Below are 17071 nucleotides of genomic sequence, written 5' to 3'. Positions count from 1 at the left end.
GCGCCACCTTCAGATTTCCCTTGACTCATTTTAGAGCACTACTATACTCTAAATAACCTCAAACCCCATCAAGGAATCTCTGTCATGGAACAACGCAAATATCTCATCACAGCCGCCACCGGCAAAACTGGCGTACATACCATTCAAACCCTGCTGAACCAAGGGCACGCGGTGCGCGCCATGGTGCATGGCGAAGACGCGCGCAGCGCGGCGCTGCGCAACCTCGGCGCCGAGATTGTCGTCGGTGACCTGCTGGTGCACGACGACATACTTCGCGCCGTCGACGGCGTCAATGCGGCCTATCTGTGCTATCCGGTGCGACCGGGCCTGATTCAGGCGACCGCCTATTTTTCCGATGCAGCCCAGCGCGCCGGCCTGGACATGGTGGTCAGCATGTCGCAAATTTCAGCCCGCCGGGATTCCGAGAGCCATGCTGCGCGCGACCACTGGATCGCCGAGCGGGTACTCGACTGGTCTGGCGTACCGGCAGCCCACCTGCGCCCCACCCTGTTTTCCGAGTGGCTGACCTTTCCCTGGGTGCGCGACGTACTGGTGGAGCAAGGCAAGATCGCCTTGCCGTTCGGATCGGGCCGCCACGCTCCCATCGGTGCAGTCGACCAGGCACGCATGATCGCCGCCATCCTGAGCAACCCCGCAGCGCACGCCGGCAAGACTTACCCGCTGCACGGGCCGGTGGAATACAGCCAGCAAGAGCTGGCGGAAGAGCTGAGCCGCCTTTTCGACCGCCGCATCGTCTACAGCCCGGTCACGCTCGCAGAATACGAGCAGCACTTGAAGAAATACCAGCTGCCCGAATTCCTGATCCAGCATTTCCTGGCGATTGCCGTCGATTACCAGAACGGCATCTTTGGCGGCGTTGATGGTGTGATCGGCGAGATCACCGGGCAGGCGCCGCAAACCGTCGCGCAATTCGTCGACACCTACAGGGAAGCCTTTAAACCATGACCACCCCCATCACCATCGGCGGCATTAGCGCACCGGATACCGAACTTACCCGCAAAGCGGTGGCGCTGATCGAACGGGTCCACTCCAAGCCGCTGCTGAACCATTTGCACCGAACCTGGTGGTTTGCAGAATTTCTCGGCCGCCGCCAAACCCTGAAATACGATCGCGAGCTGGTTTATCTGGCATCGGTCTTGCACGACCTCGGTTTGACGGAAGAATTTGCGGCGGATGGCCGCTTTGAGGTCGACGGAGCCGACGCTGCTACGCACTTCCTCAAGCAGCACGGCTATGCGGATGAAAAGGCTGCGCTGCTGTGGGACGCCATCGCGCTGCACTCCAGCGTCGGCATCGTCGAACGCAAGCAGCCCGAAATCGCGCTGATCAGCCTGGGCGCCCATGTCGACGTGTTCGGCTTGCACCTGGATCAAATCACGCCTTCCCTGGTGGACGACACCCTGGCCCTCTTTCCTCGCATCGGCATGAAGAAGGCGTTTACCGAAGCGGTGGCGGAAGTGGTGCGCAAAAAGCCGCATCTGGCGCTGGGAACAGGGCTAGTCGATGTCGGCAAGCGCCATGTGCATGGCTTCCACTGCCCCGACGTCTGCGACCTGATCAACGACGCCCCCTTCGACAGCTAAGCCTAGCGGCCGGTGCTGAAGCGCTGCCGGTAGTCGCCCGGAGTCAGTCCCGTGATCCGGGTGAATCTCTTGCGGCAGGCGCCTGCGTCGCCGCAGATGGTTGATTTAAAGTTCACCAACACTCTTAAATAAACATTTTCAGACGGACTAACGGGCAAAATTGGCGCAGAATGGCCAGAAAAGCCTTACAACGCAAAAAATGCCTTGCTATTTTTAGCGCCTGAACATACTCTAAATGTGTACTTTCACTTTTTGAGGGCAACATGAAACCGATCCGCTTCCACCTGCCGCGCCGCAGCATCCTGGGCGCAACATTGCTGCTGAGCCTGGCCGCCTGCAGCCATCCCGCCACCGAACCTGAAGCTCCCGCCAAGGTTGCCTCGATCATGGCGCAATCCTCCCGCGGCGAAGCCGCCAGCTTTACCGGCGTGGTCCATGCGCGCACCGAAAGCAGCCTCGGCTTCCGCGTGGCGGGCAAGGTGGTCGAGCGCCTGGTAGACCCAGGCCAGACGGTCCGCAAGGGCCAGCCGCTGATGCGCATCGACCCTACCGACTACGAACTGGCCGCCGCCGCTGCCCACGCCGCTGTGGAAGCGGCACAGGCGCGCCAAGTCCAGGCCGCGGCGGAGGAAGCGCGCCTGCGCAAGCTGCTGGCCTCCGGCGCGGTCTCCACCCAGGCTTATGAACAGGCCAAGGCGGCCGCCGACACCGCTATCGCCCAGGCCAGCGCAGAAGGCGCGCGTGCCCGCCAGACCGCCCATCAGCGCGATTATTCGGTGCTGCTGGCCGATATGGACGGCGTCGTGATGGAAGTCCCCGCCGACGTCGGCCAGGTGGTCGGCGCCGGCCAGACCGTCGTCAAGCTGGCGCGCGAAGGCGCGCGCGAGGCGTTGGTCTACCTGCCGGAAAACGCACTGCCGCTGGCGAGACGTCCCGCCAGCGCCGTGCTGTATAGCGAGCAGGGTCAGTCTTCGCCTGCCACCCTGCGCGAGCTGGCCTCGGTGGCCGATCCGCAAACCCGTACTTACCTGGCGCGCTACACACTGGGCGGGGAGGCTAGCCATGCTCCGCTGGGCGCCACCGTGACCGTGCAAATGGAAGGCGGCGCAACGCCGCGCATCAGCGTGCCCGTCAGCGCCCTGGTGGATCAAGGCAAGGGGCCCGGCGTCTGGGTCATCGACAGCAAGAGCTCCACCGTCAACTTGCGCCCCGTCAAGGTCGCGCGCCTGGGCGAAGAACAGGCGCAACTATCGCAGGGCCTGGCGCAGGGTGAACGGGTGGTAGCCTTTGGCGGCCACTTGCTGAAGCCCGGCCAGAAAGTGTCGCCGCTGGCCGGCAAGACCGGGAGCGGATCATGAGCGGCTTTAACCTCTCCGCCTTTGGCGTACGCGAGCGCGCCATTACCTTGTTCCTGATCATCGCCATCGTGGCGTCCGGCGCATTTGCCTTCTTGCGCCTGGGCCGCGCGGAAGACCCGACTTATGTAGTCAAGGTCATGACCATCAGCGCCGCCTGGCCCGGCGCCACCGCCGAGGAAATGCAGCGCCAGGTGGCCGACCGCATGGAAAAACGCCTGCAGGAATTGGACAGCTACGACCGCGTCGAAACCACCGCGCAACCAGGCCGCGTCATCATGAAGCTGTACCTGAAGGACGATACCTCGGCCAAGGCGGTGGAAGACAGTTTCTACCAGGTGCGCAAGAAGCTGGGCGATGAAGCCATCAACTTGCCGCGCGGCGTTGTCGGCCCCATCGTCAACGATGAATATTCCGACGTCTACTTCGCGCTGTTCGCGTTGACCGGCAAGCAGCTGCCGCACCGCCAGCTGGTACTGCAAGCGGAAGACATCCGCCAGCGCCTGCTGCGCGTACCTGGCGTCCAGAAGGTCAACATCCTGGGCGAACAGCAGCAGAAAATCTACGTCGAAATCTCGCACCAGCGTCTGGCGACCCTGGGCATCAAGGCGCAAGCGGTGATCGACGCGCTGGGCAAGCAGAACGACGTGACCTCCGCCGGCTTCGTGGAAACCAAGGGCCCGCGCGTGCAATTGCGCCTTGACGGCGCCATCGACAATGTGGACGCCATCAGGGACATCCCGATCGCCGCTGGCGAGCGTACCCTGAAGCTGGGCGACATCGCCGACGTCAAGCGCGGCTACGAAGATCCGGCATCCTTCGTCATCCGCAACCAGGGAGATGCCTCGCTCGACCTGGCCGTCGTCATGAAGAAGCGCTACAACGGCCTGGAACTGGGCCAGGCACTGGCCGCGGAACGGAAGGCGATCAGCAGCGGACTGCCCACCGGCATCGAATTCAATCTGGTGGCCGACCAGTCGCGCGCCATCACCGATTCCATCGACGAATTCATGATCAAGTTCGTGGTCGCGCTGGCGGTCGTGATCGTGGTCAGCCTGGTGACGCTGGGCTTCCGCGTCGGCATCGTGGTGGCCGCCGCCGTGCCGCTGACCCTGGGCGCGGTATTCGTGATCATGTTGATGAGCGGACGCGATTTCGACCGCATTACCCTGGGTGCGCTGATCATCTCGCTCGGCCTGCTGGTGGATGACGCCATCATCGCCATCGAAATGATGGTGGTGAAAATGGAGGAAGGCTTGGACCGCATCGCCGCTGCGACGCACGCCTGGAGCTCGACCGCTGCCCCAATGTTGTCCGGTACCCTGCTGACCATCATCGGCTTCCTGCCGGTGGGCTTTGCCAAGTCGACCGCCGGTGAATATGCGGGCAATATTTTTTGGGTAGTGGCCTTCGCGCTGCTCGCTTCCTGGGTGGTGGCGGTGTACTTCATTCCGTACATGGGCGTGAAGTCGCTGCCGGAAATCCCCGTCAAGAGCGGCGGCCACGACGCCATCTACAGCACCCCGAACTATCAGCGCCTGCGCGCTCTGGTGCGCTGGTGCGTGGACCACAAGTGGATCAGCGCCGGCGTCACCGCCGCCGTGTTCCTGCTGGCCGGCGTGGGCATGGGCGCGGTGGAGAAGCAGTTCTTCCCCGATTCCGAACGTCCCGAGCTGACCATCGAAGTCAACCTGCCGCCTGGCAGCTCGTTCAGCGCCACCGATGCCGTGGTCCACTCCATCGAGGATGCGCTGAAAAAGGAACCGGAGGCCAAGATCGTCTCCAGCTACGTCGGCCAGGGCACGCCGCGCTTCTTCCTGGCGATCAATCCTGAGCTGCCCAATCCGGCCTATGCGCAGATGATCGTGCTGACCGAGAACGCCCACGACCGCACTGTGCTCAAGGCGAAAATGCAGAAGATGATCGCCGAGGGCCGCTTCCCGCAGGCGCGCGTGCGTGCCACCCAATTCGTGTTCGGCCCGCCCGTGCCATATCCCGTGATGTTCCGCGTGCTTGGCCCGGACGTTGGCCAGGTGCGCACCATCGCCGAACAGGTGCGCGCCATCATGGAAAAGAATCCCAACACCAAGGGTGTGCACGTGGACTGGGGCAACCTGACTCCGGCCGAGCATCTGGTGCTGGACCAGGAACGCCTGCGCCAGGTTGGCCTGAATCCGCGCGACGCCGCCAATCAGCTGCAAGCACTGCTCAACGGCATCCCCTCGACCCAGGTGCGCGAAGGCCTGCGCTCGGTGGAAGTGGTCATCCGCAGCCCGCGTAAGGAAGGCGCCGGTTTGAAAGACATCGCCAACCTGACCCTGACCACCGCCAGCGGCGCCGCCGTTCCGCTGTCGCAGGTGGCGCACTTCGAAACACGCATGGAAGACGCCATCCTGAAGCGCTACAACCGCGAGCCGTTCATTTCGGTCCAGGCGGACGTGCGTGACGGCACCCAGCCGCCAGACGTCACCAACGCCATCCTGCCGCAACTGGCCAGCCTGAAAGCCAGCCTGCCGGCCGGCTACCACATCGACACCGGCGGCTCGGTGGAGGAAAGCGCCAAGGCCGACGCGGCGCTGGCCAAGATGTTCCCGTTGATGATCATCCTGATGCTGCTGGTGATCATGCTGCAGGTGCGCTCCTTCGCCACCATGTGGATGGTGTTCGCCACTGCCCCGCTGGGCCTGGTGGGCGCGGTACCGACCCTGCTGTTGTTTAACAAGCCGTTCGGCTTCACCGCAATCCTGGGCCTGATCGGCCTGGCAGGCATCCTGATGCGCAATACGCTGATCCTGGTCGACCAGATCCAGCATGACCTGGCGCACGGCGCCAGCCAGTATGAGGCGGTGGTGGAATCGACCGTACGCCGCGCCCGTCCCGTGATCCTGACGGCGGTGGCGGCCATGCTGGCCTTCATCCCGCTGACCCATTCCAGCTTCTGGGGTCCGCTGGCCTATGTGCTGATTGGAGGCGTAGGCGTCGGCACCGTGCTGACCCTGCTGTTCCTGCCGGCCCTGTATTCGTTGTGGTTCAAGGTCAGCAAGCATGGCGCCAAAACCGAAGCACTTCACCTCGTTGAAAAGGAAGCAGCATGAACACCCTGACCCAACTCAAGACAGTTCCACTCATCCTGGCTGGGCTGCTGCTTTCGGCCTGTTCGCTGGCGCCGACTTATGAACGCCCTGCCCTGCCGGTGGCCGGCAACTGGCCTTCGCCGCCAGCGGCATTGGCCACCGCCAGCAGCCAGGCGGCACGCGACATCGCCTGGCAGGACTTCTTCCAGGACGAAAAGCTCAAGCAGGTCATCGCCATCGCACTGGAACACAACCGCGACTTGCGGGTGGCCACGCTCAATATCGAACGGGCCCGCGCACTCTACCAGGTGCAGTCGGCCGATCGCTTGCCGACCCTGAACGCGGGCTTGTCAGGCGCACGCCAGCGTGTGCCCGACCAGACTGCGCCCGGCGGCAAAGGCGGTGTGGCCAGCGCCTACACGGCCAGCGTCGGCGTCACCGCCTTCGAACTGGACCTGTTCGGCAGCGTCCGCAATATGAGCGAGGCTGCACTGGAACGCTATGCGGCAAGCGAGGAAGCCAGGCGCGCCGCGCACATCAGCCTGGTGGCGGAAGTCGCCTCGGCCTACGAGTCCGTGCTGGCCGACGAGCACCTGTTGGCGCTTAGCCGGCAGACCCTGGCCAGCCGCACCGAATCGCACCAGCGCCAGGTCATGCTGCGCGAACAAGGCGCCAGTTCCGAATACGAGCTGCGCCAGTCGGAGTCCCTGCTGCAGGCGGCCAGGGTGGCGCTGGCCCAGGCCACGCGCCAGCGCGCGCTGGACGAGAATGCGCTGACCGTCCTGACTGGCCGCGCCTTGCCAGTCGAGCTGCTGCCATCCCAGGGCAGTGGCTGGGACAGCGCGGTCATGGCCGAACTGCCCGCCGGGCTGCCGTCCGAGCTGCTGACCGCGCGCCCCGATATCCGCGCCAAGGAAGCCTTGCTGCGCGCCGCCAACGCCAATATCGGGGTGGCCCGCGCGGCCTTCTTTCCGCGCATATCACTGACCGGCGCCTTCGGCTCATCCAGCAACGAGCTGTCCGGCCTGTTCGCCGCCGGCACCCGCGCCTGGAGCTTCCTGCCTCAGATCACTCTGCCCATCTTCGATGCAGGCCGCAACCGTGCCAACCTGAACGTGGCCAGGGTCGACAAGGACATCGCCATCGCGCAGTATGACAAAGCCATCCAGGTGGCCTTCCGCGAGGTGGCCGACGCCCTGTCGGGCCGGGCGACGCTGGACGAGGAGCTGCGCGCAGTACAGGCGCAGGAACAAGCGGAGCAAGTGCGTTACCGGCTAGCCAAGCTGCGCTACGAGGGCGGCGAAGCCAGCTACCTTGAATATCTCGATGCGCAGCGCGCCCTGTTCGGCGCCCAGCAACAGAGCATCCGCACCAGCCTGGCGGAACTGCAGAACCGCATCAGCCTGTACAAGGCGCTGGGCGGAGGCTGGACCAGCGGCTCCACCGGAAGCTAAAACGGAGGACCCATGTCGACCACTCCTGCCCCCTTATCCGTGCCGAAACCGCGGCGCAAGGTCGTTATCGCGGTTCATGACCAGGCCAAGCTGCTCGATGTGGCAGCGCCGCTTCAGGTCTTTAACGACGCCCGGTACGCGGACAAGACGCCGGTCTACCATGTCAGTCTCGCTACCGAAACCGGCGGGCCGATAGCCACGGACGCCGGCCTGGTACTGGCATCGGAACGGCTGGATGCTATCCTGGAAAATGAGATCGATACCCTGCTCATCACCGGCGGCAGCCCGGCCTACATCCCGGCCGCTACGGCGGCCCTGCGCGCCACCTTGCGGCGCCACCTGCAGCGCCCGCGCAGGATTGCTTCGGTCTGCGTAGGCGCCTTCATACTGGCGGAACTGGGCGCGCTGGATGGCCGCGAGGCCGCCACGCACTGGGCGGCTTGCGACAGACTGCAACGCGAGTACCCGGCCGTCCTGGTCAGGCCCGATGCCATTTTCGTCCGTTCCGGCCATGTGTGGACATCCGCCGGCGTCGCCGCCGGCATCGACATGGCGCTAGCGATGGTCGAGGAAGACATCGGCCATGCGGAGGCGTTGACGCTGGCGCGCAACCTCGTCCTGTTCCTCAAGCGTGGCGGCGGCCAAGCCCAGTTCAGCGTCGAACTGCGCAAGCAGATGCAGGATGCGCGCGGCCGCTTCGACGACCTGCACACCTGGATCCGGCAAAACCTGGGGCGCGACCTGTCGGTCCCCATGCTGGCGTCGCAGGCCAATATGAGTCCGCGCAATTTCGCCCGGGTCTATCGCCGCGAGACCGGCGAGAGTCCGGCCCAGGCGATCGAACAGTTCCGGGTCGAGACCGTGCGCCGCCTGCTGGAATCGACCTCCGATTCCATCCAGATCATCGCCCACCAGACCGGCTTTGGCGACGACGAACGCATGCGGCGAGCTTTCCTCAAAGCGCACGGCGTCTCGCCCAACGATTACCGAAACCGTTTCGGCAACATGTCACGATAACAGGAGAAGCATCATGAATCAGCAATGGATACTGCACGGCGCACCGACCGGCAACTGCTTGCGCGCGGCGATCGCCTTGTCCGAGGCGGGATTGCCCTTTACGGTCAAGCGCGTCCTGCTGCGCAGCGGCGAACACAAACAGGCGGAGTATCTGGCAGTCAATCCGCTTGGGCAAGTGCCTGCGCTGGCCATCACCGGCGGCGAGGACGGCGGCACCATCATCACGCAGTCCAACGCCATCATGTTCCATGCGGCCGAAGCTGCACCCGCCTCCGGCCTGCTGGGCACAACTCCGCTCGCTCGCACCAAGGTCTTTGAGCGATTCTTCTACTTCCTGACCGAGGTAATCGTCCCAAGCAGCGCATCGTTTCAGCTGAAAAGCGCCTCCGCCGGCGCCGCGGCGCAGATCCTGGACAGCAAATTCCTCGCCAGGCTCTCGTATGCCGAAGAGTTCCTGCGTTCGCATGCGTACATTGCTGGCGACGAATTCACATTGGCCGACATCGCAGCCTTTACCATTGCGTTCGCCTACAAAGATGCTCTCGATTGGTCCGCCTTGCCGAAAATGCGCGCCTGGTATGAGCACGTCGCCCAGCGCCCCGGCGTACAACGCGGCATGGATGTATTCACCAATTGAACGGCAAACGTACGGGTGCACCGCGCTAGCGCTTTTCGATCGGTTCAAGCGTTACCAGCACCACGTCGTTGCTGCGCATCGACACGGTGAGCGAATAGCCGCCCGACTTGCCGATATTGACTTCGCGTTCGATTTCCGGCGCATCCTTGGTCAAAGCCTGGAGCTTTTCCAGCTGCTCAGACGTAAGCTTGTCCGGCATACCCATCTCAATATAGGCCGTGTAGGCGTCGTTGGCACGGAAGCCGGTACGGCGCACCTGCAGGCGGTACGTTCCAGGCTTGGCATGACGGATTGAAAACGCCAGCGGTGCGGACGGCGTAGCCGGCAGAACGCGGCTGTAGAAGGAACGGTTGCTGAGCGGTTGCTGCGGTTGCTGGAAGTCCCATGCCACGGCGCGCACGGCCTTGCCGTCGCTGGCCGCCATCACCTGGCCATCCTGTGCCGGAATCTCCTTGCCACTCAAGGCGTGCAGATATTTGTACGAGAAGTAAGGCGCTTTGCGCAGGCCCTGCGGGTTCATCAGGCCAAAGCCGCCTTCAAACGGCTTGGTCTGCGGGCCCGGTTCTTCGAACAGATCGGTGTAAGTCCAGTAGCTCATGCCCTGCGCCAGGCCCTGCGTTCCCTTGAGCTTGTTCAGGATATAGGCCGCGCCGATATAGGAATCGTGCACCTTGTCGCGCGGGTTGTAGCTGGTGCTCCACTCAGTGAAATACAGCGGCAGCTTCGGATATTTCGACGCAGTGATCTCATTGCGTACTTTGCGCACGTCGGCAATGACGGCATCCGACGACGGCGACAGTTTCGTGTCTTCCACGCCCTTCTCGTCCAGGAAGCCGCTGTCGACCCCGTAGGTATGGGTGGTCACGAAATCAACCGCCGCGCCGCTTTTGGCGACATGGTCAAGGAACTCAGGCACCCACGCCGCGCCCGCAGTGGACGGGCCGCCCACGCGTAAAGCCGGATCGATGGCTTTGATCGCGTTGGACGTAACGTCGTACAGTTCGAAGTACGCCTTCTGGTCGCCATGCTCCCAGAAGCCGTCCAGGTTCGGCTCATTCCAGACTTCAAAGAACCAGCTGCGCACTTCCTCCTTGCCATAACGTTGCTGGCAGTGCTGGACGAAGGCGGTGACGAGCTCGCGCCAGCCATTCAGCTCAGGGTGCGAGGTATTGCCCTCCCAATAGAAGATCTTCGCTTTCGAAGTAGCCAGCGCGTTAGGAGTAAATCCAAGTTCGACGAAAGGCTTGATCTTGCGCGCCAGCAGGTCGTCATACAGTTTGTCGATGCCTGTCCAGTCGTAAACCAGCTTGCCGTTTTCCTTCTTCACGGTCTGCAGCACGTCGTGGAAAATGGCATGAAAGCGGATGTAGCGGAAACCGGTTTCATCAACCAAAGTCTTCAGCTGCGCCATGCTGTCGTCGCGCCGCAAGGTGCCCGGGTAATCGGAACCGACCGACAAGTCAAAGAAGCGGTCCACCGTTTGCTCCGCCTTGGCGGCGTCAAGCACGATCTGGCGTGCGGCAGGTTTGGAGGGCGTGGCGGCCATCGCCACGGAATTCGTTAGGCAGGCAGCGCCCAAGGCCGCGAGACAAATGTGCTGCAGGTGCTTCATCCGACTGACTCCTGATGGTTTCTTATGATGCGGCGATGCTAACACCGGGAATTCAGCCTGGATACGAATGGGATCGGGCTTGGACTAAATCATTCAGGGGATCGGTGATTTTCATAACCCCCTCACAATCATAAAGGTGGTTGGTATTTTTTATGATTTCCAAGGACAAATATTACATTCAAGATACTAGAGAAGCTCCCCACCGCAGGGTCGGCGATGACTCCTTCCTCGGATATGTGAATATGAAAATTATCGAATGCATTATCGGCTTGTCCCTGTTGAACATCCTGGCAGGGTGTAGCACTGCCCTGCAGGCGCCAACGTCCACAGCAGCCGCATTTAACTGGGTATCCAGCCCGCCGCTTGTTTCTCCTCAATCGGATCCGGGCCAGACAATCTATGCCGTGAAAGATCCGTCGATCGTCCACGTGAACGGCAAATACCATGTCTTCATGACGACCGCCGGTTCGTCGGGCTGGGGACTCGCGTACACCAGCTTCGATAAGTGGTCGGATGCACCGTCCGCAATGATTGCGCCACTTGATAGGTCCCCGATGGGGCCAGGTTATCGAGCGGCACCACAGGTATTCTATTTCGCGCCGCAGAAGACCTGGTACCTGATCTACCAAGGCGGCGACCCGCTTTACTCGACCTCGAACGATATCAGCGACCCCACATCGTGGAGCGCACCCAAACCTTTGCTGCCCGTCGCGCCCGACATCATCAAGCAACCGCAAGGCCATGGCTGGCTGGATTTCTGGGTGATCTGCGATGAGAAAAAATGCTATCTGTTCAATACCGATGACCACGGACGCTTGCTGCGTTCCGAAACCGATCTAGGTCAGTTCCCCAATGGCTTCCGTAACACGGTCGCCGTCATGAACGAAAAGACCGAGGACTTGTTTGAGGCCAGCAATACCTACCGGATTGCGAACACACAAACCTACATCACCCTGGTCGAGGCAATTTCGCCGAAAGGGCGTTACTTCCGAATCTGGAAGAGCAATGGCCTGGATGGAAAATGGGAACCCTTCTCTTCCGCGCCAATGAACACTTTCGCTAGCAGCGACAACGTTGAACAACGCTGGTCGGATGGCATTTCCCATGGCGAGATGATTCGAACGAATCCCGATCAAACCATGACAATCGATCCGTGCCGTCCGCTCGAGTACCTCTTCCAGGGCAATGACCCGGCAGTGAGGATCGGCGATTACATCAAGATCCCCTATCGCCTCGGAGTAATCACCGCGAAGGGGGAAAATCCAGTGAGCGCACTCTGTCCCGGCCCACGCAACTGACTTCACTTCAACGTGCCCCGTTGTGAAATTTCATTCAGCGCATTGGCGATCTTGAGAATTGCCATGGAATGCGGCTCCTCCCACAATCGACTTGGAGACAAACACTATTGGAAAGAATCAAATGAAGACATTCAAGATGCGGGCGATCGTCATTTCGCTCATCGCAGCGGGCCTCGCCGCAGGCTGTGGAGGCGGTTCAGGCGGCTCAGGTAGTACAGGCGCACCAGGCAACACCAGCCCTCCCCCGGCTTCAAATGGCACCGGTAGCACGCCCGGCGCGGGCACCGGAACCGGGACCGGAACCGATACCGGCAACACCGGCAGCCCCCCCGCCAGCAAGGCTACGACCTGGAGTAGCGTGAAATGGGGCGGCGGCGGTTATGTCACCGGCCTGATCTTCCATCCGACCACCGCCAATCTACTGTATGCGCGCACCGACATCGGCGGCGCCTATCGCTGGAACCAGGCCACCTCGTCCTGGACGCCAATTACCGACGGCCTGGGCTTCGGCGCGGCCGAGAGCAAATACCACGGCATCGAAAGCATCGCCGTCGATCCGAACAACGACCAGCTGGTCTACATGGCGACCGGCATGTACACGTTCGAAGGCAACGGCCGCCTGTATCTTTCCAGCGACCGCGGCGACCACTGGACGCACGTCGACCTGCCCTTCGCGCTGGGTGGCAACAATCCGGGCCGGGCAATGGGCGAACGCCTGATGGTCGACCCTAACAAACCTTCTACCCTGTTCTACGGTTCGCGCGCCTCCGGCCTGTGGAAGAGCACCGACTCGGGCCAGACCTGGGCCCAGGTGACGGCACTGTCGTCCGTCAAGATGACATCGGACCAGATCAGTGCAGCCGGCGGCGCAATGGGCGTCGAGCTGGTGGTGTATGACACCGGCACCAAGGGCAGCGGCACGGCCACCCAGACCATCTACGCCGCCGTCGCGCCGGACTATGTGAGCGTTGCGGGCCTGAGCTCGAATATGTACAAATCCACTGATGGCGGCGCAACGTGGGCTCCGGTGGCGACACCAGTGTCCGGCTACCATATCCCGCACATGGTGCGCGCGGCGGACGGCATGTTCTACGTCGTATTCACCAAGGATACCGGCCCAGGCGCCGGCGGTCCGGGCCGCTTCTACAAGTTCGACGGCAGCAACTGGACCCTGCTGAAGAGCGAAGACCCGAATGGCGGCACCAACTTCGGCCTTGGCGGCGTATCGGTGCAAGGCAGCGGCGCCACCACCCGCATCGCACTGGGCGTGACCAACTCCTGGGGCAACTGGAGCGGCCAGCAGATCGTGCAGCTGTCCGACGACGCCGGCAAGACCTGGCGCGAAATCGAAGCGATGACACCTGGCGAAACCGCGTCGGGCTGGGTCGATGACGTCGAAATCGATCCGTCCAATCGCGACCACATCCTGCATGTGCACGGCGGCGGCATCATCGAGACCAGGAACGCCTCCGCGGCGACCCCAAGCTGGAGCGGCGCGATCACCAATATCGAGGAAACCGCCACCCTGGCGCTGACCGCCGCGCCAGCCGGCGCGCCGTACAAGTTCATCAACAGCGCCGGCGACATCGGCACCTGGCTGCAGACGGACATGGCCACCAAGCCGACCATGGGCCCTACCCCGAACTGGAGCAACGGCAACACCGCCGACATGGCCTGGGCCGATCCGCTGTTCATTGCCGGCGCAGGCGTGGCGAACTGGTCCGGCGCAGGCGGCTTCGGTTTCTGGTCCGGCGACGGCGGCAAGACCTGGTCGAACTTCGCGACCCTGCCTGCCGGCGCACAGGCCAATACCGGCGCCGCCGCCAGCGTCGCAGTCCCCGCTCGCAACAGCATCATCTGGGCGCCAGCCAATTCGGTACCTTCCTACACCACCAATAATGGCGCAAGCTGGACCGCAACCAACCTGCCGTCGCTTCCGGCGGTCGCGCCAGGCTGGGACCGGGGCTACCACCTGGTCGCCGACCGCAAGAACCCGAACAAGGTCTATGCTTACGACTCGGGCGGTGCAAGCTGGGCTACGGCAGGCAAGTTCTATGTATCGACCGATGGCGGCCATAACTTCACCTTAAGCCAGGGCTCGGTAACGGCCAACCTGGCGCCTAAAGCATTCTGGGAGACTTCGGTTGCAGTCAACCCGAACGCAGAAGGCGACCTGTGGCTGGCTGACGGCAACACCGTCTACCACTCGGTGGATTCCGGCGCCACCTGGACCAAGCTGAACAACTTCGCGACGAGCGCGGGCACGCAGGGCGCGAGCCTGATCGCACTGGGCAAGGCAGCCAACGGCGCCAAGTATTCGGCCGCGATCTACGTGGTGGGCGTGGTCAACGGCGTATGGGGCGTCTACCGCTCCGACGACGCCGGCGCCAGCTGGACCCGCTTCAACGACGACGCCCACCAGTTCGGCGGCATCGGCGTAATGGCGGCGGACCAGAACACCTATGGCCGGATCTACGTTTCCGGCACCGGACGGGGCCTGCTGTACTCCAACTAAGTTCCTTCTCCCCATAAAAAATGGCGCGGGCTTTGCGGCCCGCGCCATTTTTTCATTCCCGCGATTGCTTAGTTGGTATATAGCACGCCGCGGCCGTTACCGGCGGCATAGATCCTGCCGTAGGTATTCCAGTCGCCAGCCAGGTGGTAGATACCGCCGAACTGGTGCGCGTCGTCGTTGAAGCGCGACCAGGTGGCGCCCGCATCGTCGGAACGGTACACACCCCACTTGCCATTGACCACGCCCACCACGTACACGGCGGCCGAGTACGGCGAACCGACAGCCGCTTTACCGAGGGTGACCACGGTGGCGCCCTGCACGTCCGGCCAGCTGTTGCTGCCCCAGATCGACGCGAAGGTGCTGAGCTTGGCCCAGCTGGCGCCGGCATCGACCGAATGGTACACGGCATTGCCGTCGGCCAGCCATACGTCGCCTTCCACATTCGGGTTCACCGCCATGGAGGTATTGCCGAAGAACGTCACCATCGGGCTGGTCGCCTTGAAGGAAGTGCGCTCGGTATAGGTATGGCCGCCATCGGCCGAGTACCAAAAGTGCGCGGTATCGGACCACTGGTTCCACCATGCGCCGCCCGAATCGTAGGCATACACCTTGTTCGGATTTTTGCGGTCCACCTTCAGTCGGTAGCTGCGCGGTGCGCCGCCGATCAGGGTCAGCGCCGGCAGGTTGGTCGCGCTCCAGCTCGCGCCATTATTAGTGGTGTAGGACGGTATCGCATCGTTCGGCGCCCAGATCACGTTGTTGCGGCTGGTGACGGCGACGTTGGCCGCGCCGTCGGTTCCGGCAGCGGCGCCGGTTGGCAGGGTGGCAAATTTGGCCCAGGTATTGCCGCCGTCGCCGGACCAGTGGCCGACACCCACGTGATTGTTCGCATTATCGACGCCGACGGCGGCGATGTATTGCGGATCGGACCAAGCCATGTCGGCCGCGTTGCCGCTGCTCCACCAGTTCATTGGGCCTTTCGTTGGTTTCGTCGCGAGGTCGGTATCGACCCAGGTGCCAATGTCGCCCGAGCTGTTGATGAACTTGTAGGTCGCGCCAGCAGGCGGGGTGGTGAGGGCCAGCGTCGCAGTCTCTTCCAGGTTGTTGACCTTGTTCGCCCATGTTGGCGTGGCCGCCGAAGCATTCCAGGTTTCGACGATGCCGCCGCCGTGCACGTGCATGACGTGGTCGCGGTTGGCCGGATCGATCTCGACATCGTCGACCCAGCCCGAGGCGATGTCGCCCGGCATGTTCGCCGCGATTTCGCGCCAGCTCTGGCCGCCGTTGTCGGACAATTGCACGACCTGCTTGCCTGAGTAATTGCCCCAGGTGCCGGTCACGCCCAGCGCGATGCGGGCGGTCGAGCCTGTGCCATAGACGGACAAGCCGCCGTAACCGCCCTGGTTGCTGGTGCTTAGCAGGGTCCAGCTGCCGTTGCCAACCGTGCCACCGAACTTATAAAGATAACCAGGCCCGCTCGGGCCTTCGCCGGCGTTCTTGTTGAACACCACGTAGAAGTTGCCGTCATTGGCGCGCACCATGTGCGGGATGTGGAAGCCGGCGGCCTGGGTCGGCACCGGTACCGGCGTCCAGCTTGCGCCGCCATTGGTCGATTTGTACAGCACGGAGCTCAGCCCCGCCGCGTTGGCGTAGTCGGGTGCGATCGCCGCATACATGATCCAGGTCGTCTGGCCGGTGCCCACGCCCGAGTTGTCGAACATCAGGTGCTCGACGCCGATCGGCGGCGAACTGCCGGAAATCGTGGTGGAAGACAGCGAGGTCACCTGGGCCCAGGTCTGGCCCGAGTCCGTGCTCTTCCATAGGCCCGCGGTGCGCGAGCCATAGAACATGGTCGATGGATTGGTCGGGTCAAGTTTCAGTCGCTCGCCAACGCCGCGGCCGGTATCGTTGCCGCCCACCAGGAACGGCAGGCTGACCCAGGTCCAGTTGTTGCCCCGGTCGCTGGAAATATACAGGCGGCCATTGGCGCCGCTCTTCGTGGTGTCGCCGGTGACGATGTAGACCTTCTGGTCATTGGCCGGATCCAGGGCCAGGCTCTCCACGTCGTGGTACCGGCCCTCGCCGCCGCTGAAGCCCAGGCCGTCGGTGATCGGCGTCCAGGTCGAATCGGCCGCATTCCAGCGGTAGGCGCCGCCGACGTCGGTGCGGGCGTACAGCAGGCTGGCGTTGGCCGGGTGATAGACCAGGCCGGTGACGTAGCCGCCGCCGCCCCACTTCACGCTGCTCCAGCTGCCGGCTGCGACGCCTGCGGCCTGGACAGTAACGCTTGCCGCCGTGCTGACGCCGGCGCCGGAGCCGGAGTTGCCGGAGCCGCCGCCGCAACCGGCCACGACGCCTGCGACCAGTACTGCCAACAGGGTCGGAACCGCGCGCTTGACGTCGTACTTCGCGTTGTATTGCCTTTTCATCCTGTCTTCCTTCCATAGAAATGGATCAATGTTTGAATGTAAAAACCCCGAGCCCGCACCAGCAAATGCGGCAGGT

At 63.0% G+C, this 17071-nt stretch carries 11 protein-coding genes; 9 read left to right on the top strand and 2 right to left on the bottom strand.

The features are described from left to right. Window positions 1-84: 84 nt before the first annotated feature. The 7 genes from AC1RTP_RS24075 to AC1RTP_RS24045 all read left to right on the top strand — a co-directional run bounded on the left by AC1RTP_RS24075 (window position 85) and on the right by AC1RTP_RS24045 (window position 9141). Window positions 85-966, top strand: a complete 882-nt coding sequence (locus AC1RTP_RS24075; RefSeq protein ID WP_498611172.1) for an NmrA family NAD(P)-binding protein — start codon at window positions 85-87, stop codon at window positions 964-966. Next, on the top strand, window positions 963-1604 hold the full coding sequence (locus tag AC1RTP_RS24070) for an HD domain-containing protein (RefSeq protein WP_498611171.1): 642 nt from the start codon (window positions 963-965) through the stop codon (window positions 1602-1604). The genes AC1RTP_RS24075 and AC1RTP_RS24070 overlap by 4 nt, the downstream gene beginning before the upstream one ends. Window positions 1605-1867: 263 nt before the next feature. After that, window positions 1868-2962: an efflux RND transporter periplasmic adaptor subunit gene (locus tag AC1RTP_RS24065; RefSeq protein ID WP_498611170.1), complete on the top strand. Its 1095-nt coding sequence runs from the start codon at window positions 1868-1870 to the stop codon at window positions 2960-2962. After that, window positions 2959-6054 (top strand): efflux RND transporter permease subunit, encoded by a 3096-nt coding sequence (locus AC1RTP_RS24060; RefSeq protein ID WP_498611169.1) that lies wholly within the window; start codon window positions 2959-2961, stop codon window positions 6052-6054. Before AC1RTP_RS24065 ends, AC1RTP_RS24060 begins: the two co-directional genes overlap by 4 nt. Next, window positions 6051-7487 carry an efflux transporter outer membrane subunit gene (locus tag AC1RTP_RS24055; protein ID WP_498611168.1) on the top strand — a complete coding sequence of 479 codons (1437 nt, stop codon included), beginning with the start codon at window positions 6051-6053 and terminating at the stop codon, window positions 7485-7487. The genes AC1RTP_RS24060 and AC1RTP_RS24055 overlap by 4 nt, the downstream gene beginning before the upstream one ends. 12 nt (window positions 7488-7499) lie before the next feature. Beyond that, window positions 7500-8504: a GlxA family transcriptional regulator gene (locus tag AC1RTP_RS24050; protein WP_498611167.1), complete on the top strand. Its 1005-nt coding sequence runs from the start codon at window positions 7500-7502 to the stop codon at window positions 8502-8504. A 13-nt stretch (window positions 8505-8517) separates the two neighbouring features. Next, complete coding sequence (locus AC1RTP_RS24045; protein WP_498611166.1) at window positions 8518-9141, top strand: glutathione S-transferase family protein; 624 nt, start codon at window positions 8518-8520, stop codon at window positions 9139-9141. A gap of 25 nt (window positions 9142-9166) precedes the next feature. Here AC1RTP_RS24045 and AC1RTP_RS24040 read toward each other — a convergent pair whose 3' ends face one another. Next, window positions 9167-10753 carry a GH39 family glycosyl hydrolase gene (locus AC1RTP_RS24040; protein WP_498611165.1) on the bottom strand — a complete coding sequence of 529 codons (1587 nt, stop codon included), beginning with the start codon at window positions 10751-10753 and terminating at the stop codon, window positions 9167-9169. Between the two features lie 242 nt (window positions 10754-10995). Here AC1RTP_RS24040 and AC1RTP_RS24035 point away from each other — a divergent pair, with 242 nt between their 5' ends. Next, complete coding sequence (locus AC1RTP_RS24035; protein ID WP_498611164.1) at window positions 10996-12051, top strand: glycoside hydrolase family 62 protein; 1056 nt, start codon at window positions 10996-10998, stop codon at window positions 12049-12051. Between the two features lie 121 nt (window positions 12052-12172). After that, window positions 12173-14566: a dockerin gene (locus tag AC1RTP_RS24030; protein WP_498611163.1), complete on the top strand. Its 2394-nt coding sequence runs from the start codon at window positions 12173-12175 to the stop codon at window positions 14564-14566. 68 nt (window positions 14567-14634) lie between these two features. On the opposite strand, the gene AC1RTP_RS24025 is transcribed toward AC1RTP_RS24030, so the two are convergent. Continuing rightward, entirely contained in the window at window positions 14635-16995 is a 2361-nt protein-coding gene (locus tag AC1RTP_RS24025) for a dockerin (RefSeq protein ID WP_498611162.1), read from the bottom strand. Window positions 16996-17071 lie beyond the last annotated feature (76 nt).

It is taken from the genome of Pseudoduganella sp. GW821-FHT11H04, assembly GCF_058807935.1.
Note: the sequence above shows the minus strand (reverse complement) of the source record. Positions and strands in the feature narration are given on the sequence as shown.